Annotated in this window: 7 protein-coding genes (1 of these 7 cut by a window edge); 1 reads left to right on the top strand and 6 read right to left on the bottom strand. The window is 70.7% G+C overall.

Annotation, left to right across the window (positions count from 1 at the left end; all coding sequences use genetic code 11):
* Positions 1–55: 55 nt before the first annotated feature.
* Together OG972_RS36700 and OG972_RS36695 are read right to left on the bottom strand one after the other, a co-directional pair.
* Positions 56–421 carry a hypothetical protein gene (locus OG972_RS36700; protein WP_266988865.1) on the bottom strand — a complete coding sequence of 122 codons (366 nt, stop codon included), beginning with the start codon at positions 419–421 and terminating at the stop codon, positions 56–58.
* A 272-nt stretch (positions 422–693) separates the two neighbouring features.
* Positions 694–891, bottom strand: coding sequence for a hypothetical protein (locus tag OG972_RS36695; RefSeq protein ID WP_266988863.1), 198 nt, complete (start codon positions 889–891; stop codon positions 694–696).
* An 80-nt stretch (positions 892–971) separates the two neighbouring features.
* Here OG972_RS36695 and OG972_RS36690 point away from each other — a divergent pair, with 80 nt between their 5' ends.
* Positions 972–1,940 carry a helix-turn-helix domain-containing protein gene (locus tag OG972_RS36690; protein ID WP_266988861.1) on the top strand — a complete coding sequence of 323 codons (969 nt, stop codon included), beginning with the start codon at positions 972–974 and terminating at the stop codon, positions 1,938–1,940.
* Here the strand turns inward: OG972_RS36690 and OG972_RS36685 are convergent.
* The 4 genes from OG972_RS36685 to OG972_RS36670 all read right to left on the bottom strand — a co-directional run.
* The gene (locus OG972_RS36685; RefSeq protein ID WP_266988859.1) at positions 1,916–2,893 is read right to left on the bottom strand and encodes a phosphotriesterase; all 978 of its coding nucleotides are present in this window, start codon (positions 2,891–2,893) and stop codon (positions 1,916–1,918) included. The genes OG972_RS36690 and OG972_RS36685 overlap by 25 nt on opposite strands.
* Positions 2,894–3,035: 142 nt before the next feature.
* On the bottom strand, positions 3,036–3,413 hold the full coding sequence (locus OG972_RS36680) for a hypothetical protein (RefSeq protein ID WP_266988857.1): 378 nt from the start codon (positions 3,411–3,413) through the stop codon (positions 3,036–3,038).
* Positions 3,414–3,659: 246 nt separating this feature from the next.
* The gene (gene ispH / locus OG972_RS36675; RefSeq protein ID WP_266988855.1) at positions 3,660–4,634 is read right to left on the bottom strand and encodes a 4-hydroxy-3-methylbut-2-enyl diphosphate reductase; all 975 of its coding nucleotides are present in this window, start codon (positions 4,632–4,634) and stop codon (positions 3,660–3,662) included.
* Positions 4,635–4,781: 147 nt separating this feature from the next.
* A protein-coding gene (locus tag OG972_RS36670; protein ID WP_266988853.1) for a hypothetical protein crosses the window boundary here: on the bottom strand, positions 4,782–21,447 show its 3' portion. 14,636 nt of this gene lie beyond the right edge of the window; only the last 16,666 of its 31,302 coding nucleotides appear in the window; the start codon falls outside the window, past its right edge — the gene reads right to left on this strand; its stop codon occupies positions 4,782–4,784.

The raw sequence follows: 21,447 nt of genomic DNA, 5'->3' as shown, positions 1-21,447 counted from the left end.
GCTTCGTGGACGGTCGGACCCCCCGGGGAATCCCACCCCCCGGCGGCACAACCGGTCAGCCGAAGGTGAGGTAGGGGCTGGTCGTGGTGCCCCCGGCGTAGAAGGTGGTCGAACCCGGATTCTGGGGGTGCCCGGTGCCGACGTAGAACATGCCGGGGTTGGTGTTCCAGTAGCCCCAGATCTTGACGTAGCTGGTACCGGACTCCAGCGGGACGATCTGGCACACTCCCCGAGAAACGTCGCCGGAGGTGCCCTGCTGGGGGAACTCGAAGTGGACCCTGTAATTGCCGGACGCGCAGATGGTGCTCGTGCCGGTGGCGGCGGACGCCGGGGCCGCCACCCCCATCACCATTCCTGCGGCGGCGACGGCTGTGGCTCCGACGGCGGCTGCGGCACGCTTCATGCGGGGGGCCAGATTCATGGGGATACCCTTTCTCGGGAGGTCGTCGCGGAAGCCGATGCCGATGGGTCGGCTCACGGGCCGCCCAGGCTTCCACCGTCGTACGGTTCGTCAGATCGAGGACGTCCACCGGGACGGCATGGCCTGACGCCAGAGATCCGACACCTCTTGGAGCCGGCTTCCCGGTGCAGTTCATGATTGCCGCGGTCGTCGGCCGCAGGACCAAAACCTGTTGGAGGTTGCCCGTTCAACGGCGTCCTCTGCCCCGGCGGGAAGAATGCCCCCGGGACAGGTCAGTTCCGCCGATCGGTCGCGGCCGGTGGCGCGGCGCGCCAGGAGCCGTCGGTCGCTGCGGTCAGGATGGCCGGACCGGATCCGCGCACCATGCGGCCCGGTCCGCGACCAAGCGATCGATAATCCCCCACCGGCGGAGTGGTACGGGTGAGCGCGGCGTCCTCGGCCCGTGCGTGTTCATCCGCGTCCAGATCCATGGGTTCGCCTTCCGGCGCGGTCCAACGGCCGGGCTCCACAACGGGTTACGCTGCCCGGCCCCATGGGCGAGGATGTTCGCATGTACCAGTTGACTGCGGTCGGTCCCCTTCCCTCGGTCAGCGATTGGAACGATGCGTTCACCGGTCTGCACGGAGCGAGCCGCGTCGCGGTGGCGGATCGTACCGCCCCGTGGACCGGGCGGCTCGACTGCCAGCATTCGCAGAGCTACGCCATCGCCCTGTGCACCGGTGGACAGCAGACGGTCACCCGGACGTCCCGGCACATCGGGAGCGATCCGCGGGGCACGTACGAACTGCTCGTCCCGCTGGCCGGGACCGCCTGGGTGGAACAGGGGCCGGCCTCGGGCGAGATCGCGCCCGGCGCCATGGCCCTGTGCTCCATCGACCGACCGATGGCCTTCGCGCACAACGCCGACCTCCGCTCGATCTCACTGATCGTGCCGGGTCGGGAGGTCCTCGCCCGCAGCCCGACGGTCTCGCGCGAGCCGCAACTGTTCAGCGGGGCCAGTGGTCTGGGCCGGGTGATCCGGACCATGGTCACCGCGCTGCAGGAGGAGCGGGAGCAGCTCTCGGAGGTGACGTTCGACCTCGCCTGCGAGCGGCTGCTCGACCTGGTGTGCCTGGCCGCGGAGGGCGCCGTCGACTCGGCTCCCTCCGGGCAGCGGGCGACGGTCGAGGCCGACATCCGCCGGTACGTCCGCCGCCACGCCGGCGACGACGGCCTGGACGTCGCGGGCATCGCACGCGCACTGGGCTGGTCGACCCGCTACATCCAGCAAGTGCTGCGGGATGCGGGAACGACCTCGCGCGACCTCATCCGCCGGGAACGGCTGCTCCTGGCCCGGACGCGGCTGTCCAGTCCGGGCTGGGCGGGGCAGTCGATCGCGGGGATCGCGCACGCCTGCGGTTTCGGCAGCCACGCGTCGTTCAGTACCGCGTTCCGGCAGGAGTTCGGCATGACGCCGCGCGAGGCCCGCCACGGCGCCCTCCCGCCGCCGGCGGGTCAGGCGCCCGGCGGGGTGAAGTAGCGGCGCGGGTTGTCGACCAGCATGGTGGTGATCTCCTCCTCGGTGACGCCGGACCAGCGCAGTGCGGGGAGTACCTGGTCGTGCAGGTGGGTGTGGTGCCAGTCCGGGGCGATCTCCTCGCGCACGCCCGGCGGGAACCAGTCGATGTGGCACGAGGCGTCGTGCGACAGGACCATCCGGTCGGCCAGTCCCTCCTGGGCGAGGGCCACGACGGTCGCCACCCGCTGGTCGGCGGGGAGCAGGACGTCGAGGCCGAAGCGGTCCATGCCGACGTACGAGCCGTTGTCGATGAGCTGGTGCAGGTAGTCCAGGTCGGCCGTGTCGCCGCTGTGCCCGATGACGACCGCGCCGAGGTCCACACCCTCGCTGCGCAGGACCTCCTGCGCGGTCAGTCCGGTACGGGCGGCCGCGTTGGTGTGCACGGTGATCGGCGCTCCGGTGCGCAGGTGGGCCTGGGCCACCGCCCGCATCACCCGCTCCACACCCGGGGTGAGTTCGTCCTCGATCGCGCATTTGAGGAACGAAGCCCTGATGCCGGTGCCGGCGATGCCCTCGGTGAGTTCGCGGACGAACAGTTCGGTCATGCCCTCGGGGCCCCCGAGCATCGTCCCCGGCCCGTGGTAACGAAAGAAGTCCGGTACGTCGGCCAGGGTGTAGATGCCGGTGGCGGCGATGATGTGCAGATCGACCTGCTCGTTGATCAGGGCGACGCGACGGACGTCCCGCCCCAGCCCGATCACGGTGGGGTCCACGATCGTGGTGACGCCCGTGGCGGCCAGGGCCTTCAGCCGGGTCACGGCGTCGGCGACGCGCTCCTCCTCGTCCCAGGTCTCCGGCATGCTCCGCCGGAATTCCTCGCTCAGGACGAAGACGTGCTCGTGCATCAGGACGGTGCCGAGGTCGCCGACCGCCACGGGCCCGCGGACGGTGTGCAAGGGGGAGGACGAGGTCATGGGGGTGGCCCTTCGGGCTCTCGCCGGAGCCCGAAGGACTGCGGCCTGATCTGGTGGGACGGTGTCGCTGTCCACTCTCGGGCGCCGCGTCCGGGATCTCTTTCGCCCCGGCGCATGGCTGTTGCCCACGGGCGCGGTGTCCCTACCGGGCGGCCGTGGCCGCCATAGCCTCTGCCGTCGCGGAGACGGCCTCGTTCGCGACCGCGGCGAGCCGGTCGTCGTCCCGGTCGGTGCCGGCCCAGGCCACGTGCCCGTCGGGGCGGATGAGCGCGGCGCGCACCCCGCTCCAGGCGGCCGGGGAGGCTCCGGCGAGCTCGGCGGAGGCCGCACAGGCCGCCACGGAGCTGAGCAGGGCCACGCCGATGGAACCGCCGACCTGCTGCATAGTGTTGACGCCCGCGGAGGCCGCGGTGGCGCCGCTCGTCCCGGGGGCGAGGACCAGGCCGACGCCGAGCCTGAGCACCACCAGCGCGGGCAGGATGCGGGCGGCGTAGGCGCGGTCCGGACCCAGCACGGTCATCCCGAGCAGCCCACCGCCGGCGCCGTCCCGAGGGGGACGACGGGCCTGGGCCCGATGCGGACAGCAGGACGTTGGTGGAAGGGTGGAGGTGATCATGATCGCCGTAACCATCGGCGGGAAGGCCAGGCCCGTGGCCGTCGGGGGGAGTGGCCCGGGGGCCTGCCGAACTCCGTCAGCGCGCCGCCGAGCAGGAGCCCCACCCCGCCACCCCCGGTGCGCGGGGCGGAACACTGTCCGGCCGCCGGATCAGGGGCGGGACGCGGCCAGTTCGCGGGGCAGGGAGAAATGCTGGCCCTCGCGCGCGACCTCCACCGTGCGCACATCCCGGTACCCGCGGGCGGCCAGCTCCGCGATCACCGCCCCGATGGATTCCGCGGGCGCGGAGGCCCCCGCCGTGACGCCGACGACGGCGGCGCCGTGCAGCCACCCGTCTTCGATCGCGGCCGGGTCGTCGACCAGGTGGGCCGGGGTGCCGCAGGCCCTCGCCACGTCCACCAAGCGGCAGGAGTTGTGGGAGTTCGCGGAGCCCACGACCAGCACGACGTCGCTCGCCCCGGCCAATAGCTTCGCGCCCGCCTGCCGGTTCTGCGCGGCGTAGCAGATGTCGTCGCTCGGCGGGTCCTGGAGCCCCGGGAACCGCTTGCGCAGCTCCGCCGCGACCCGTTCGGTCTCATCCACGGTGAGGGTGGTCTGCGCGAGCCACACGAGCCGCCCCGGGTCCGCCACCTCCAGCACGCGTGCGGCTTCGAGGCCGTCCACGATGTGCGTACGCCCGGGGGCCACCCCGGCGGTCCCGATGACCTCGTCGTGGTCCGGGGTCCCGATCAGCAGGATGTCGTAGCCGAGTTCGGCGTACCGCCGGGCCTCACGGTGCACCTTGGTCACCAGCGGGCAGGTGGCGTCGATGACCCGCAGGCCCCGGTCCGCCGCCGCCTCCCGTACTCCCGGGGCCACTCCGTGGGCGGAAAGGACGAGAACCGCCCCCGCCGGGACCTCGTCGACCTCGGCGACGAAAACGGCGCCCGCGTGCTGCAGCCGTTCCACGACCTGCCGGTTGTGCACGATCTGCCGGCGCACGTAGACGGGCGCCCCGTACCGGGTGAGGGCCCGCTCGACCGTCTCGACAGCCCGGGAGACCCCCGCGCAGAACCCGCTGGGCGCGGCGAGCAGAACCGATCTGCAGCCCGGCACTCCGGACTGCCGCGCGGACCCGTTCCCCATGTCGACCTCCAGGACTTGTCGGCTGATCCGGAGAGAAGCACCGAGCGCCCGGCCGGGACACGGGCTGGGTCCGAACTGTGCACCAACGGGCACCGGTGCCGCCCGCAAGGGTGCGGGCGGTTGCGCGCCGGTGGGCTCGGCGGCCCCCTAATCGACCGTAACGTGCGGTCCCGGGGCGTCCGTCCCGTGCCGCGGGGGGTCGACGCTGGTCCACTCGCCGTCCCCTTCGGTGCGGACGCGGGAGATCCCGTCGAGGCCGGTCTCCAGGTGTGACGGTGTGTCGGCGACCCACACCGCTGTGCCCATCCGGTACGACAGCTGATCGGCGAGGTACTGCCGAGCGACCGCGTCGCCCACCCCGACCAGGACGAAAGCCCCCGGGACCGCTCCGGATCCGGCGGCGGCGAGGATCTCCGCGATGCGGGTCGCCGCCTCGTCAGGGGCGTACGGCTCCGCGATCCCCTCCGGGCCGAACAGCATCAGGTTGCCACCGTCGGCCTCGACGAGGAGGAAGCGCACCCGGTCCGCCGCCCAGGGCGCCGGCACGGTCTGGGTTGCGCCGTCCGCGTCCTGGAGCATGTGTCGGGTGTCCACTTGGGGACGCGGCTGTTCCTGGATGCCTGTGCGCAGGTCGGTCAGGGCCTCGGCGGTGGGCAGGTTCAGCTCGGTCGGCTCGCCGACCGGTTCGGGGCGCTGCGCGCCGGTTGTTCCCGGCTGCTGTCCTGTGTCCGATTCAGTGTCGTTGTCCGGGCCGGTCTGCCAGCCGCCCGGGGTGTCGATGCCGTCGTCCGCCGGGCCGGTGCCCTGCAGCGAGCCGCCCCCGCGGGGGCTCTGGTCCACGGGCAGAGCGCGGAGCGCGTCGTGCAAGGCCGAGAGGAGGACGGTTCTCCGGGCGGGCGGCTCGCCCTTGTCGGGCTGCCGGGAGCGGTAGTGGTCGAGGAGAGCCTCCGTCTCACGCGGAGTGTCGTACGAGGCCGCGGCGGTCAGCACCGTCGCCTCGAGCTGCGCGACCCGGTCGTCCCCCGTCGCCGCCTGGGGCAGGTCGAGGAGTTCGGAGGCGTCGCGCAACTGCTCCTGCCAGGAATCGGGAAGCTCGCGGCGCAACCGGGCCAGGGCCGCTATGGCCAGCGTGCTCAGCTTGTCCGCCTCCTCGAACTCCACCTCCTCGTCGGCCGCTTCCCGCTCTACGTCAACGCCGAACCCTTCGATACCGGCCTCGCCCGTGGCCCGACGCTTACCGAGAGCCCTCTCCGAGAACTGCCCGGACGGGCGGCCCTGCCTGGCCCCATCGCTCAGGGCCGACAGCAGGCCGTCGACGGGCTGGGTGACGCCGTCCACGTCCTGGAGCAGGTGCCGGGTTCCCACCTGGGGGTCCACCTGTTCCTGGATGCCTGTGGGCAGGTCGGTCAGGGCCTCGGGGGTGGGCTGGTTCAGCTCGGCCGGTCCGCCGGCCGGTTCGGGGTGCTGCGGGGAGGCCGCCCTGGGTTCCTGGTCCGTGTCCGATTCGGTGTCGCTGTCTGACTCCGTGTCGCTGTCCGGGCCGGTCTGCCAGGCACCCGGCATCAGGCCACGCAGGCCGCGTGACGGGGGCTGCGCGCCCACGAGGGGCTCGGTGATGACCACCGGATCGAGCGTGAGGAGCTGCTCGGCCCGTTCCACGGGCGCGAAGAAGGTGAGGGCGTCCTGCTCCACCGTGACCTGGATACCGGCCCCGGTTCCGTCCGAGCGTTCCAGGCCGATGTTCCAGCGGGCCCGGCCGACGGAGAGGTGTGTGTACTTGCGCTGGTCCGGGTCGGCCAGTTCCTCGCCCAGGGTGCCCATCGACTTGTCCCCGCTCTCCAGCATGCTGGAAAGGCCGCCGCCACTTTGTCCGGTCCCCCGGCTCCGTCCGACGTCCACACCGATACCGGGCCGCAGGACATCCGGCCCCTCCGTGGCCATACCGGAACGCAACGATGCCGAGCCCGTCAGACGCAGAGCAGCGTCGACAGCGCCGCCGACCGAGCGGTGCGAACGCCGGAAGTCCTTCACGATCGTCCCGGTGATGGTCCCCGCGCCCGCACCGTACGTCGACGTAACGCTCAGGTCCTCGTGGTCGAGGGACAGGACAAGAGTGAGCCCCCGGTTGGTGAACATGCCCGGGACCGTGAGAGGGACGCGCAGCGTGCCGCCGCTCAGCAGGTGGACGGCCCGCTGGTGCATAAAGGCCATGCTGAACACGGCGGCCAGACGGCTTTCGAGGTGGGCGCGGGCACCGTGCCAGCTGTTGCTGCCCAGCGCCGGGGACACGTTCTCCTTCAGCAGGTTCTCCGCCTGGGCCAAAAGTTCACGCAGTCCGCCGATGGTGCCGATGAACGACTCGGTCAGGTCCTCGGGTCCGGGCCGCAGACCGGTGCGCGGCCCGGCCCTGTGCGCGAGGGTCGTCTGCGGCGCCGGCCGGCCGGGGCCCGTGGGAGGTTCGGGCTGCATCAACTGCTGCGGATGCGCCAGCGTCAGCGCCCTGGGCAGGTCCTCAGCGGCGAGTTGGTGCCGGGTGTGCTTGCCGACCAGGGAGAGCACCGGGCCGATCACACCGGTCGACGCGGTCGCCCCCCAATAATGGTCGAGAGAGAGGGTGACCCGCACGTCATAGGCCACCAGAGCGGGCCTTTCCACGTGCAGCAGACCGGAGCTTCGCGTCTGGCCGAGCGAGGAACCCAGGGAGCGTCCCTGCCCATAGGCGGCACCGAAACCGACACCACCACCCCCGTCCACCACAGGCTGAGTCGGGTCATGCAACGCGTGCCCGTAGTTCCAGCCGGCGTTACCGGAATGCGACCAGGAAGAGGACGCCGAGTACGACACGTCCTCCCGGCGCACGTTCTTGCCCTCGATGACATGGAGAGAGTCCGTGTCGCCCGTGTGGACGGGGTTGGACAGGTCGACCCGGGCCGTGACCACGGCCAGCGCCGTCGACACAGCACCCCGATACGGCACCACGATCCGGAACACACCCGAAGCCATCGGCTCCATAGCAGCCTTGGTGCCCTGCCGGGTCGCCAGAGCAGCACGCAGACGCGTCAGCACAAGCTCGGCATGATCGGCATCCAACTGCCGGAAAAGCGTGTCCCGGGCCCCCTCGACCACCGGCCTGAAGTCAGGTACGTCATGCAGCACCGCATGCCCCAGACCATCGGCCGGATGAGTGGTGGGGAACGGACCATCGGCCATCACCGAAGGCACCGGCTCGGCGGCACCCGTGATGGAGGGCACTGGGGACAGGCGCGAGGGCCCCGCCTGGGCGGCCGGCTCGGCCGACGCGCGCCCCTGACCCTGCTCGCGCATCCGCTCCGCGAGCCCGGCCGGCATCACAAGCAGGGCATGGGCGCCCTCGATCGGGCGGTCGATCGTGCGCTCACCATAGGTGCGCGCGGTCGCCGGATCGCCTCCCAGAGGCACCGGGCTCCGGGACGACAGCGTGGCGACGAGCCGGTAGGCCATCTGGGCGTAGATGTGCTCCTGGTCACCGAGGACGATATCGACCCGGTCACTCTGCCCCTCAGCACTCACCGACAGAGTGCGCGGCGCCCCCGTCCCGTAGCGGTAACCAGCCGTCGGAGTGTGCGAGTTGTCGGTGGCCGCGTTCCGCTCCTCGGCGGTGCCACCGTAATCCTGCGGGCGGGGGTCGGAGGTGAAGGAGACGTTCGCACCGATGGATCCGCTCACGCTGATCAGGTCACGGGTGGCGCTGTCACTCACCGACGCCGTCGTCAGCGTGTGGTCGTACTGATACGAAGTCCGGCTAACCCCCCTGGTCGTCATCTTCCTCACGATCGCCTGGAGCTGGAGTTCGAGCCGGACCGGCATGCCGAAGGTGTCCCGGCCCACCGTGCGGGTCCAGAACGGGTAACTGCCGCCGATGAAGTCCTCGACACGCGAACCCATGGCATTCAGCGCCGTATGCAGACCGACCCGCTCCGAAGGCTCCAGATCCACATCCAGATCAGTGAGGAGTCCCTCCACGGCGGTGTGCATCAGGCTGGTGTCCGCCATGAACAGGGTGTGCAACGGCGGACGTTCGTTCTCACCGGGCTCATAGACAAGCTTCTGCTGGTTCGGGTCGAGTTCCCGGCTGGCCATCCGCGTCTCGGGGTCGAGATCCGAACGCATACCGACCGAGTCGTGCCACTCCCCGTCCGGCCCCAACTCCTCCAGAAGATCGTCGGCGACCATCAGACGCAGCTTCAGCGCGACCGGCGCGAGGATGTCCTGTCCGACCCGGCCCTCCTCCGCAGCGCCCAGATCCACCCCCTGCGCCGGCTCGCCGGTCGTGGACCGGATCGTCGTCAACTCGATGACGTTGCCGCCGTCCGTGACAGCCACGGGCGGCTGAGCCGGCGCGGGCGGGCGGGACCGGGACACCGTGACACGGACGTCGACCGCACCCTCAAAACCGGCCATGAACCGCGACCCGCCACCCGACGCGCCACCCACGGAGAAACCACCGCCCGTGGTCGCCACCCAGCCGGTCCCCACCCGTGGCCCGATACGGCCACCCGCACCACGGAACGTGAACTGGTCAGGAGTCGAGCTGTAGTTCAACGGAACGTCGAAGCCACCCTCCAGAGACGACGCGGTCGACCGGTCACCCTGAAGCTCGTAGAAACCGCCGTAATACGTCTCACTGTTGCCGTCCCACATCCCCCGGTGAGCGAAACGACCCGGATCCAGAGTGCCCGACAGAGTCAGAACCACCTCCTGCGGACCTGTCAGTCCCGGCCTGCTCAACACCACGGAGATCCCGCCATTGAGGATGTCGTGCAACCGCGCCGCCAGCGGTTCCGGACGCACCAGGTTGGTGATCGTCATGAAGTTGGTGTGCTCATGCGCCTTCACCCCACGCACCTGGGCGGCCGGCGGCAGCATGTCCGGCGCCGCCGCACGCACCGCACCCACCACCCGCTCCATCAGACGCCAGGCATCATCATGCTCCACGGAATCGACCCGACTCAGCTGCGGCAGCCAACTACCCAGCACCGGAGCGAAACGCAACCGCCGGCCGTGAGAAGTACGGGCATGCAGTTCGACATTCCCGGCATGCGGCCCGTCCACGACGGCACGGGGAGCGTGTCGTGGGTCAATCAGCCCCAGCCGCACAGCCTCCTGCGAGAGAATACGCAGCCGGGCCGTGCCCTCCACGGTCACCGCCCGGCCACGGCCCCGGACCGTGGTACGGGTGCGCCCGGCGACCACCACAGTCGGCTCTTCCAACTTGATCTTGTGCAGGGTCACCGAACCCGCCTGCTGCCCCGGGTCCGACACCCCCACCGAACGGCTGCCCCCCAGCGCCGGGACGGAGACGGTCGACCCGAACTGCCCGGTGCCTGTGCCCCACAACGCCGCCGCGGACAGCGACAGGGCATCACTGCCACTGTGACGGTGAGCGACGTTGTCGACGTTCACATCCTCGGTGTCGATATGGATCATCCAGTCGACCTGGGTCGTGCCGTCCTCCTCGGTGACCAGCTCCGCATTGTGGAAAGTGGTGCTCAGCTCGACGAACTCGGTCGCTCCGCCACCGGTGTTGAACGGGACGGACAGATAGCCGCCCGCCATGGCCCGGTGAAGGGCACCGGCGATCGAATGGACAGCCGTGAACGCGTCGACCGCGGTCTTCTCCGGCGTCCCCACCCGCGACATCGACTCCGGCAACACGGAGAACACAGCCCGGCGCAACTCCTCGGTGTGGTCGAAGGACTCGACGACCGAAGTACGAGGCACCCGCAGCGGGATGTCCCGCTGGTTCGGGGCCCCCTCCGTGACGGCCGGGTCGGTGTCGTCTGCTTCCTCCTCCGGCCGTCCGAGCGGCCACCACTCCTGATAGGCCGTGGTGTCCCGGGCGGCGCGCGCCCGGTGCTGCCGCAAGGCCTCCACGGCGTTGCGGAGCAGGGCAGTGCCCGCTTCCCCGCTGGACGGCGGGACCGGTGCATGCCACCACCCGGACGTCGCGTGGGTGACCCCTTGCGGCGGCTTGGTCCGGCTCTGCAGCAACCGCCGGTCGTGTCGGCCCACCAGCGCCCCCTCCAGAACAGCCCGGTGCTGCCCCGGCGCCACCGACCCGCCCACGCCCTGCACGGTCACGTCGAACAGCACGTCATAGAGGAAATCGACAGCCCGGTAAGTGCCCTTGGTATAGCGGGCAGTGGTCGCTCCGGAGGAGACGGTGCTCGTCGAGGCCGCGCTGTACCCGGCAAGCACCGAACTGAACACCGCCGCCACCGAACTCAGATGCGGAATCGTCTCGAACGAGTGATTGAGCAGCATCGCAGCGGGCAACGCAATGCCATGGGCCCGGGTCCGGCTGCTACCCACCGACTCACCCGACTCCAGGAGCTGACGGGTACGCGGCTCCCGCTTCGCAGACACCGTCGGCGGCAGATACCCCTCGGTGCCGGGCAGACGGCGCCCGTGCGGATCGGTGACCTGACGCCAGTCACCCACCCGCACCCGCACAGCCGCCTCAAAGTACCTGCCGTCCACATGCAGACCGAGAACGAGCCGGTCACCGATCGCCTGCGGCAACTCACTGATGAAACTCTCCACCGAGAACCGGTCATCGAGCGCCCGCCGCACACCCTCACGCACGCCCTCGGGGACCGCCTGCACAATCGCCTCACGGATCTCCCCGTGAAGACGCCCGTCAGGCAGATCGAACGTACCCGCCCCGGCGGACTGCCTCAGACTCGGAGCAGTGAGGGCCTCGGGCGGGGCGAAGAGGAGCCCCTCATCCACGGCATCCCGGTCACGTATCCAGTCCACCGTAGACATCTCGGAGACCTGAACCGGGACGGCTACGGGAAGGGGCTGGGAGCCGGAGCCTGAGGCGCCCGGGGTGTCGACGCCGTCGCCCGCCAGGCCGGTGCCCTGCAGCGAGCCGCCCTTGCGGGGGCTCTCGCCCACCGCCAGATCGCGGAGCGCGTCGTGCAGGGCCGTCAGGAGAACGGTTCCCCGAGCGGGCGGCTCACCCTTGTCAAGGTTCCGGGAACCGTGGTGGCCGAGGAGGGCCACCGTCTCACGCGGAGTGTCATACAGAGCCGCGGCGGTCAGCACCGCCGCCTCACGCTGCGCGACCCGCTCATCCGCCGTCACCGCCCAGGGCAGCGCGAGGAGACGGGAAGCCTTGCCCAACTGCTCCTGCCAGGAATCGGGAAGCTCGCGGCGCAACCGGGCCAGGGCCCTCGCAGCCAGCCGGCTCAGCTCCTCCGCCCCCTCGAACTCCACCTCCTCCACGAGGGTGTCGCGATCCGACCCGGTCGTGGACACGGCGTCAGGCACCGCTTCGGGTTCCACAAAGGACTCCGTGACCGGACGGACCGGAGCGGGGGCATCGAGCAGTTCAAGGGCCCGGGCCAGGGCCTCGTCGCGCCGGGCGGGGTCCCGGTAGAGACCACTGTCGCCGTGGAAGACGGCCGCGAGACGGCGGGCGACGCGGCCGTCGGCGGGGAGTGCGGAGAACGGCGTGGAGGTGAGCGGGTCGGTGACCCGGCCCTGCTCGGCGAGCAGCGACCGTGCCGCGGCGGCAGCCCGTACGAAGCCGGCCGTGTCCGTGGGGAGGTGGTTCCAGTAGGCCTGGAAGGCTTCGTCCCGCATCCGGGCGGGATCGGGTGCCGCGGCCAGCCACCGGTCGCGGTCGTTGCGCTCCTCGTCGGTGGACAGGTTCGGCTCGGTCGGCGCGGCGACCGGTTCCGAGGCCGGCGCGTCGGCCGTCCGCTGCGCCTGCCCCGTGTCCGACTCCGTGTCGCTGTCCGAGTCGGTGTCGCTGTCCGGGCCCGGCTGCCAGGCACCCGGCATCAGCCGCTGGAGGCCTCGCGCCGGAGGCTCCGCGCCCACGAGGGGCTCGCGGATGGCTGTCGGGGCGAGGTTGAGGAGCCGCTGGGCCCGTTCGAAGGGCGCGAAGAAGGTGAGGGCGCCCTGCTCCACCGTGACCTGAACACCGGCCCCGGTTCCGCCCGACCGCTCCAGGCCGATGTTCCAGCGGGCCCGCCCCACGGACAGGTGTGCGTACCTGCGCTGGTCCGGGTCGGCCAGATCCTCGCCCAGGGTGCCCATCGACTTGTCGCCGCTCTCCAGCATGCTGGAGAGACCCCCGCCGCTCTGTCCGGTCCCCCGGCCCCGCCCGACGTCCACGCCGATACCGGGCCGCAGGACGTCCGGACCCTCCGTGGCCAGACCAGAACGCAGCGATGCCGAGCCCGTCAGACGCAGAGCGGCATCGACCGCACCGCCGACCGAGCGGTGCGAGCGCCGGAAGTCCTTGACGATGGTCCCGGTGATGGTCCCGTCGCCCGTGCCGTGCATCGACGTAACACTCAAGTCGTCGTGGTCGAGGGACAGGACAAGAGTGAGCCCCCGGTTGGTGAACATGCCCGGGACGGTCAGCGGGACACGCAGCGTGCCGCCGCCCAGCAGGTGAACGGCCCGCTGGTGCATAAAGGCCATGCTGAACACGACGGCCAGACGGCTGCCGAGATGGGCGCGGGCACCGTGCCAGGTGTTGCTGCCCAGCGCCGGGGACACGTTGTGCTCCAGCAGGTTCTCGGCCTGGGTCAAAAGTTCGCGCAGTCCGCCGATGGTGCCGATGAACGATTCGGTCAGGTCCTCGGGGTCGGGCCGCAGACCGGTACGCGGCCCAGCCCTGTGCGCGGGAGTCGTCCGCGGCGCCGGCCGGCCGGTGCCCGCGGGAGGTTCGGGCTGCATCAGCTGCTGCGAATGCGCCAAGGTCAGCGCCCCCGGCAGGGTGGTGTCGACGAGTTGGTGCCGGGTGTGCTTGCCGACCAGGGAGAGCACCGGGCCGACCACACCGGTCGAGGCGGTCGCCCCCCAGTAGTGGTCGAGGGAGATCGTGACCCGCACGTCGTAGGCCACCAGAGCGGGAGTGTCCACGTGCAGCATGCCGGAACTGCGCGTCTGACCGAGCGAGGAACCCAGGGAACGTCCCTGCCCATAGGCGGCACCGAAACCGCCACCACCACCCCCGTCCACCACAGGCTGGGCCGGGTCGTGCAGCGTGTGCCCGTAGTTCCAGCCGGCGTTGCCGGAATGCGACCAGGAAGAGGACGCCGAGTACGACACGTCCTCCCGGCGGACATTCTTGCCCTCGATGACATGGAAGGTGTCCGCATCCCCCGTGTGGACGGGGCGGGACAGGTCGACCCGGGCCGTGACCACGGCGAGCGCCGTGGACACAGCACCCCGGTACGGCACCACGATCCGGAACACACCCGAAGCCATCGGCTCCATAGCGGCCTTGGTGCCCTGCCGGGTGCCCAGAGCAGCACGCAAACGCGTCAGCACAAGCTCAGCGTGATCAGCATCCAACTGCCGGAACAACGTGTCCCGGGCCCCCTCGACCACCGGCCTGAGATCAGGAATGTCATGCAACACCGCGTGACCCAGACCATCGGCCGGGTGAGTGGTGGGGAACGGGCCGACACTCGTGACCGAGGGCACCGGGGAGAGTCGCGAGGGCCCCGGCTCGGCCGTCTCGGCCGACACGCGGCCGTGGCCCTGCGCGCGCATCCGCTCCGCGAGCCCGGCCGGCATCACAAGCAGAGCGTGGGCGTCCTCGATCGTACGGCGGGCCGTGCGCTGACCATAATTGCGCGCGGTGGCCGGATCAGCTCCCAGCGGCACCGGGCTCCGGGACGACAGCGTGGCGACGAGCCGGTACTCCATCCGGGCATAGATGTGCTCCTGAGCACCGAGGACGATATCGACCCGGTCACTCTGCCCCTCGGCACTCACCGTCAGAGTGCGCGGCGCCCCCGTCCCGTAGCGGTAACCGGCCGTCGGAGTGTGCGAGTTGTCGGTGGCCGCGTTCCGCTCCTCGGCGGTGCCACCGTAATCCTGCGGGCGGGGGTCGGAGGTGAAGGAGGCGTTCACACCGATGGATCCGCTCACGCTGATCAGGTCACGGGTGGCGCTGTCACTCACCGACGCCGTCGTCAGCGTGTGGTCGTACTGATACGACGTCTGGCTGACTCCCCTGGTCGTCATCTCCCTCACGACCGCCCGGAGTTGGAGCTCGAGCCGGACCGGCATACCGAAAGAGTCCCGGCCCACCGTGCGGGTCCAGAACGGGCGGCTGCCGCCGATGAAGTCCTCGACACGCGAACCCATGGCATTCAGCGCCGTATGCAGACCAACCCGCTCCGAAGGCTCCAGATCCACGCCCAGTTCGGTGAGGAGTCCCTCGACGGCGGTGTGCATCCGGCTTGTGTCCGCCATGAACAGGGTGTGCAACGGCGGCCGTTCGTTCTCACCCGGCACATAGACCAGCTCCTGCCGGTCCGGGTCGAGTTCCCGGCTGGCCATCCGCGTGTCAGGGTCGAGATGCGAACGCATACCGACCGAGTCGTGCCACTCCCCGTCCGGCCCCAACTCCTCCAGAAGGTCATCGGCGACCATCAGACGCAGCTTCAGCGCGACCGGCGCGGCGGTGTCCTGCCCCGCCCGGCCCTCCTCCACAGCGCCCAGATCCGTCCCCCGCGCCGGCGCGCCGGTCGTGGACCGGGTCGTCGTCAACTCGATGACGTTGCCGCCGTCCGTGACAGCCACGGGCGGCTGGGGCATCGCGGGCACGGGCGGACGGGACCGGGTCACCGTGACATGGACGTCGACCGCACCCTCAAAACCGGCCATGAACCGCGACCCGCCACCCGACGCGCCACCCACGGAGAAACCGCCGCCCGTGGTCGCCACCCAGCCGGTCCCCACCCGTGGCCCGATACGGCCGCCCGCACCACGGAACGTGAACTGGTCAGGAGTCGAGCTGTAGTTCAGCGGCACATCGAAACCGCCCTCCAAGGAGGAAGCGGTGGACCGGTCACCCTGAAGCTCGTAGAAACCGCCGTAATACGTCTCGCTGTTACCGTCCCACATCCCCCGATGGGCGAAGGTATCCGGGTCGAGGCTGCCGGACAGAGCCAGGACCACCTCCTGCGGACCGGTCACTCCGGGCCTGCTCAACACCACGGAGATCCCACCATTGAGGATGTCATGCAACCGCGCCGCCAGCGGTTCCGGACGCACAAGATTGGCGATCGTCATGAGATTGGTGTGCTCATGGGCCTTCATGCCACGCACCGGGTCGGCCGGCGGGTTCCCCCCGTCCAAGTCCGGCGGCAGCATTTCCGGCGCCGCCGCACGCACCGCACGCACCACCCGGTCCATCAGGCGCCGGGCATCATCGTGATCCACGTAGTCGACCCGGCTGAGCTGGGGCAGCCATCTGCCCAGCACCGGGGCGAAACGCAGCCGCCGGCCGGGAGAGGTACGGGCGTGCAGATCGGCGTTACCGGCGTGCGGTCCGTCCACGATGGCCCGGGGAGCGGATCGTCCGTCCACCAGCCCCAGCCGTATCGCGTCCTGCAGGAGGATGCGCACCCTGGCCGTACCCTCCACGGTCGCCGCCCGGCCGCGGCCTCGGACCGTGGTGCGGGTGCGCCCGGCGAGCACCACGGTCGGCTCTTCCAGCTTGATCTTGTGCAGGGTCACCGAACCCGCCTGCTGCCCGGGATCCGACACCCCCACCGAACGGCTGCCCCCCAGCGCCGGAACGGAGACGGTGGACCCGAACTGCCCAGTGCCCGTGCCGAACAGCGCCGCCGCTGAGATCGACAGGGCATCGCTCCCGCTGTGGCGGTGGGCGACGTTGTCGACGTTCACATCCTCGGTGTCGATATGGATCATCCAGTCGACCTGGGTCGTGCCGTCCTCCTCGGTGACCAGCTCCACGTCGTGGAAGTCGGTGCTCAGCTCGACGGACTCGGTCGGTCCGCCACCGGTGCTAAACGGGACGGACAGATAACCACCCGCCATGGCCCGGTGAAGCGCGCCCGCGATCGAATGGACAGCCGTGAACGCGTCGACCGCGGTCTTCTCCGGCGTCCCCACCCGCGACATCGACTCCGGCAACACGGAGAACACAGCCCGGCGCAACTCCTCGGTGTGATCGAAGGACTCGACGACCGAAGTACGAGGCACCCGCAGCGGGATGTCCCGCTGGTTCGGGGCCCCCTCCGTGACGGCCGGGTCGGTGTCGTCTGCTTCCTCCTCCGGCCGTCCGAGCGGCCACCACTCCTGATAGGCCATGGCGTCCGGAGCGGTGTGCTCCCGGTCCTCCCGGTGCTCCCCCAGGGTCGCCAGGGCGCTCCTGAGCAGGCCGGTGCCGATGTCCCGGCGGTCCGGGGCGGCCGGGGCGTAGAGCGCGGGAGCTTCCTGCGGATCCGCCTCGTGGGTTGCCGGGTCGGGTGCGTGCCACCACTCGGAGGTCGCGTGGGTGACCTCCGCCGCAGGCTTGGGGCGGCTCCGCAACAGCTGCCGGTCGTGCCGCCCCACCAGTGCCCCTTCCAGGACGGCCTGGCGTTGCCTCGGTGCCGTGGGCCCGCCGGCACCCTGCACGGTGACGTCGTACAGCACGTCATACAGGAAGTCGACGGCCCGGTAGGTGCCCTTGGTGTAGCGGGCGGTGGTCGCTCCGGAGGAGACGGTGCTCGTCGAGGCCGCGTTGTACCCGGCGAGCACCGAACTGAACACCGCCGCCGCCGAGCTGAGGTGCGGGATCGAGTCGAGCGTGTGGTTGAGCAGCATGGCGGCGGGCAGCGCGACGCCGTGGGCCCGGGTCCGGCTGCTGCCGACCGACTCGCCCGACTCCAGGAGCTGGCGGGTGCGCGGTTCCCGCTTCGTGGACACCGAGAGCGGGAGGAGCCCTTCGGTTCCGGGGAGGCGGCGGCCGTGCGGGTCGGTGATCTGCCGCCAGTCACCCACCCGGACGCGCACGGTGGACTCGATGTGCCTGCCGTCCACGTACAGGCCGAGGACGAGGCGGTCACCGATCGCCTGGGGAAGCTCGCTGATGAAGCTCTCCACCGAGAAGCGGTCGTCCAGCGCCCGCCGCACGCCGTCGCGCGTGGCCTCGGGGACCGCTTCCACGATCGCGTCGCGGATGGCCGTGTGGAGGCGCCGGTCGGGCAGGTCGAAGGTGCCGGCTCCGGCGGACTGCCTGAGACTCGGGGCGGTGAGGGCCTCGGGCGGGGCGAAGAGGAGCCCCTCATCCCGGGCATCCTGGGCCCGTACCCAGTCCGTCGGGGTCATGTCGGGGACGGGAACGGGGACCGTCACGGGGAAGGACTCGGAGAGCGAGGCCGGGAGCGACGCGGGGAGAGGCTCGGAAGGGGACGCAGGGGCCGGATCCTGGTGCACCGGGGTCCGCTCCGGCCGGGGCACCGGGCCCAGCCCGGTCGCCAGGTCATCGGATTCGCCGCTCATGAGCGCACCGACCGCGGGACTCGGCGGGAGCGCCACGTCCGCGGGAGCCGACTGCTCCGGGGAGCGGAGGCCGGAGCCTGAAGCGCCCGGGGTGTCGACGCCGTCCTCATCCGGGCCGGTGGCCGGACGCGAGCCGCCCTTGCGAGGGCTCTGGCCCACAGGCAGATCATGGAGCGCCTCATGCAAGGCCGTCAGGAGGACGGTTCCCCGGGCGGGCGGCTCACCCTTGTCAGGGTCCCGGGAGCCGTGATGGTCGACGAGGGCCACCGTCTCACTCGGAGTGTCATGCAGGGCCGCGGCGGTCAGCACCGCCGCCTCACGCTGCGCGACCTGTTCATCCGCCGTCACCGCCAGGGGCAGCGCGAGGAGCCTGGAAGCCTCGCCCAACTGCTCCTGCCAGGAAGCGGGAGACTCGCGGCGCACCCGGGCCAGGGCCGCCACAGCCAGCGGGCTCAGCTCCTCCGCTGCCCCGAACTCCCCATCCTCATCGACCGCGTCCGGCCCTTCGTCAACGCCGGAATTTTCGATACCAGCCTCGCCCGTGGCCCGACGCTTACCGAGAGACCTCTCCGAGAACTGCCCGGACAGGCCGTCCCGCCCGGCCCCGTCGGTCACGGCCGACAACAGGCCGTCGACGGTCTGGGTCTGGGTGGCGCCGTCCGTGTCCTGGATCAGGTGCCGGGTTCCGACCTGGGGACCCACTTGTTCGTGGATGTCTGTGCGTAGGTCGGTCAGGGCCTCGGTGGTGGGCAGGTTCAGCTGGGTCGGCTCGCCGGTGGGTTCGGGGCGCTGTGTGGAGGTCGTCCCCGGCTGCTGCCCTGTGTCGGATTCGGTGTCGTTGTCCGGGCCGGTCTGCCAGGCTCCCGGCATCAGGCCACGCAGGCCGCGTGACGGGGGCTGCGCGCCCACGCGGGGCTCGGTGATGGCCGTCGGGTGGAGTGCGAGGAGCTGCTGGGCCCGTTCCTCGGGTGCGAAGAAGGTGAGGGCGTCCTGCTCCACGGTGACCTGGATGCCGGCCCCGGTTCCGTCCGACCGTTCCAGGCCGATGTTCCAGCGGGCCCGCCCCACGGACAGGTGTGTGTACTTCCGTTGGTCCGGGTCGGCCAGTTCCTCGCCCAGGGTGCCCATCGACTTGTCCCCGCTCTCCAGCATGCTGGAAAGGCCGCCGCCACTTTGTCCGGTCCCCCGGCTCCGTCCGACTTCCGCGGTGATACCGGGCCGCAGGACGTCCGGGCCCTCCGTGGCCATGCCGGAACGCAGCGATGCCGAGCCCGTCAGACGCAGAGCGGCGTCGACGGCACCGCCGACCGAGCGGTGCGAGCGCCGGAAGTCCTTGACGATGGTTCCGGTGAGGGTCCCCGCTCCCTCGCCATGCGTCGACATACGGCTCAGGTCGTCGTGGTCGAGGGACAGGACAAGAGTGAGCCGGTCGTTGGTGAACATGCCGGGGACGGTGAGAGGGACACGGAGCGTGCTGCCGCCCAGCAGGTGGACGGCTCGCTGGTGCATAAAGGCCATGCTGAACACGGCGGCCAGACGGCTTTCGAGGTGGGCGCGGGCGCCGTGCCAGCTGTTGCTGCCCAGCGCCGGGGACACGTTGTGCTCCAGCAGGTTCTCGGCCTGGGCCAGGAGTTCGCGCAGTCCGCCGATGGTGCCGATGAACGATTCGGTCAGGTCCTCGGGTCCGGGCCGCAGACCGGTGCGCGGCCCGGCCCTGTGCGCGAGGGTCGTCTGCGGCGCCGGCCGGCCGGGGCCCGTGGGAGGTTCGGGCTGCATCAACTGCTGCGAATGCGCCAGCGTCAGCGCCCTGGGCAGGTCCTCAGCGGCGAGTTGATGCCGGGTGTGCTTACCGACCAGGGAGACCACCGGGCCGATCACACCGGTCGAGGCGGTCGCCCCCCAATAATGGTCGAGAGAGAGGGTGACCCGCACGTCGTAGGCCACCAGGGCGGGCCTTTCCACGTGAAGCAGACCGGAGCTTCGCGTCTGGCCGAGCGAGGAACCCAGGGAGCGTCCCTGCCCATAGGCGGCGCCAAAACCGACACCACCGCCCCCGTCCACCACAGGCTGGGTCGGGTCGTGCAGCGCGTGCCCGTAGTTCCAGCCGGCGTTGCCGGAATGCGACCAGGAAGAGGACGCCGAGTACGACACGTCGTCGCGGCGCACGTTCTTACCCTCGATGACATGGAGGGAGTCCGTGTCGCCCGTGTGGATGGGGTTGGACAGGTCGACCCGGGCCGTGACCACGGCGAGCGCCGTGGAGACAGCACCCCGGTAGGGCACCACGATCCGGAAGACACCGGACGCCATGGGCTCCATGGCGGCCTTGGTGCCCTGCCGGGTGGCCAGAGCGGCACGCAGACGCGTCAGCACAAGCTCAGCGTGATCAGCATCCAGCTGCCGGAAAAGCGTTCCCCGGGTCCGCTCGACCACAGGCGTCAGGTCGGGGATGTCGTGCAGCACCGCGTGACCCAGACCATCGGCCGGATGGGTGGTGGGGAATCGGTTGTCTGCGCCCGTGACCGACAGCGCCGGGAGCCCCGGGGACAGCCGCGAGGGCCCCGGCTCGGCCGTCTCGGCCGACACGCGGCCGTGGCCCTGCGCGCGCATCCGCTCCGCGAGCCCGGCCGGCATCACAAGCAGAGCGTGGGCGTCCTCGATCGTACGGCGGGCCGTGCGCTGACCATAATTGCGCGCGGTGGCCGGATCAGCTCCCAGCGGCACCGGGCTCCGGGACGACAGCGTGGCGACGAGCCGGTACTCCATCCGGGCATAGATGTGCTCCTGAGCACCGAGGACGATATCGACCCGGTCACTCTGCCCCTCGGCACTCACCGTCAGAGTGCGCGGCGCCCCCGTCCCGTAGCGGTAACCGGCCGTCGGAGTGTGCGAGTTGTCGGTGGCCGCGTTCCGCTCCTCGGCGGTGCCACCGTAATCCTGCGGGCGGGGGTCGGAGGTGAAGGAGGCGTTCACACCGATGGATCCGCTCACGCTGATCAGGTCACGGGTGGCGCTGTCACTCACCGACGCCGTCGTCAGCGTGTGGTCGTACTGATACGACGTCTGGCTGACTCCCCTGGTCGTCATCTCCCTCACGACCGCCCGGAGTTGGAGCTCGAGCCGGACCGGCATACCGAAGGTGTCCCGGCCCACCGTGCGGGTCCAGAACGGGCGGCTGCCGCCGATGAAGTCCTCCACCCGCGAGCCCATGGCATTCAGCGCCGTATGCAGACCAACCCGCTCCGAAGGCTCCAGATCCACGCCCAGCTCACCGAGGAGTCCGTCCACCGCGGTGTGCATCCGACTGGTGTCCGCCATGAACAGCGTGTGCAACGGCGGCCGTTCGTTCTCACCCGGCACATAGACCAGCTCCTGCTGGTCCGGGTCGAGTTCCCGGCTGGCCATCCGCGTGTCAGGGTCGAGATGCGAACGCATACCGACCGAGTCGTGCCACTCCCCGTCCGGCCCCAACTCCTCCAGAAGATCGTCGGCAACCATCAAACGC

Source organism: Streptomyces sp. NBC_01669 (assembly GCF_026339735.1).
GTDB classification, from domain to species: Bacteria; Actinomycetota; Actinomycetes; order Streptomycetales; family Streptomycetaceae; genus Streptomyces; species Streptomyces yanii.
This window is presented reverse-complemented; position numbering and strand designations above follow the sequence as displayed.

Bases quoted from the DNA above. Each gene is read 5' to 3' on its own strand.
- OG972_RS36685 (WP_266988859.1), bottom strand. From the start codon at position 2,893: ATGACCTCGTCCTCCCCCTTGCACACCGTCCGCGGGCCCGTGGCGGTC.
- OG972_RS36680 (WP_266988857.1), bottom strand. From the start codon at position 3,413: ATGACCGTGCTGGGTCCGGACCGCGCCTACGCCGCCCGCATCCTGCCC.
- OG972_RS36695 (WP_266988863.1), bottom strand. From the start codon at position 891: ATGGATCTGGACGCGGATGAACACGCACGGGCCGAGGACGCCGCGCTC.
- OG972_RS36690 (WP_266988861.1), top strand. From the start codon at position 972: ATGTACCAGTTGACTGCGGTCGGTCCCCTTCCCTCGGTCAGCGATTGG.
- ispH (WP_266988855.1), bottom strand. From the start codon at position 4,634: ATGGGGAACGGGTCCGCGCGGCAGTCCGGAGTGCCGGGCTGCAGATCG.
- OG972_RS36700 (WP_266988865.1), bottom strand. From the start codon at position 421: ATGAATCTGGCCCCCCGCATGAAGCGTGCCGCAGCCGCCGTCGGAGCC.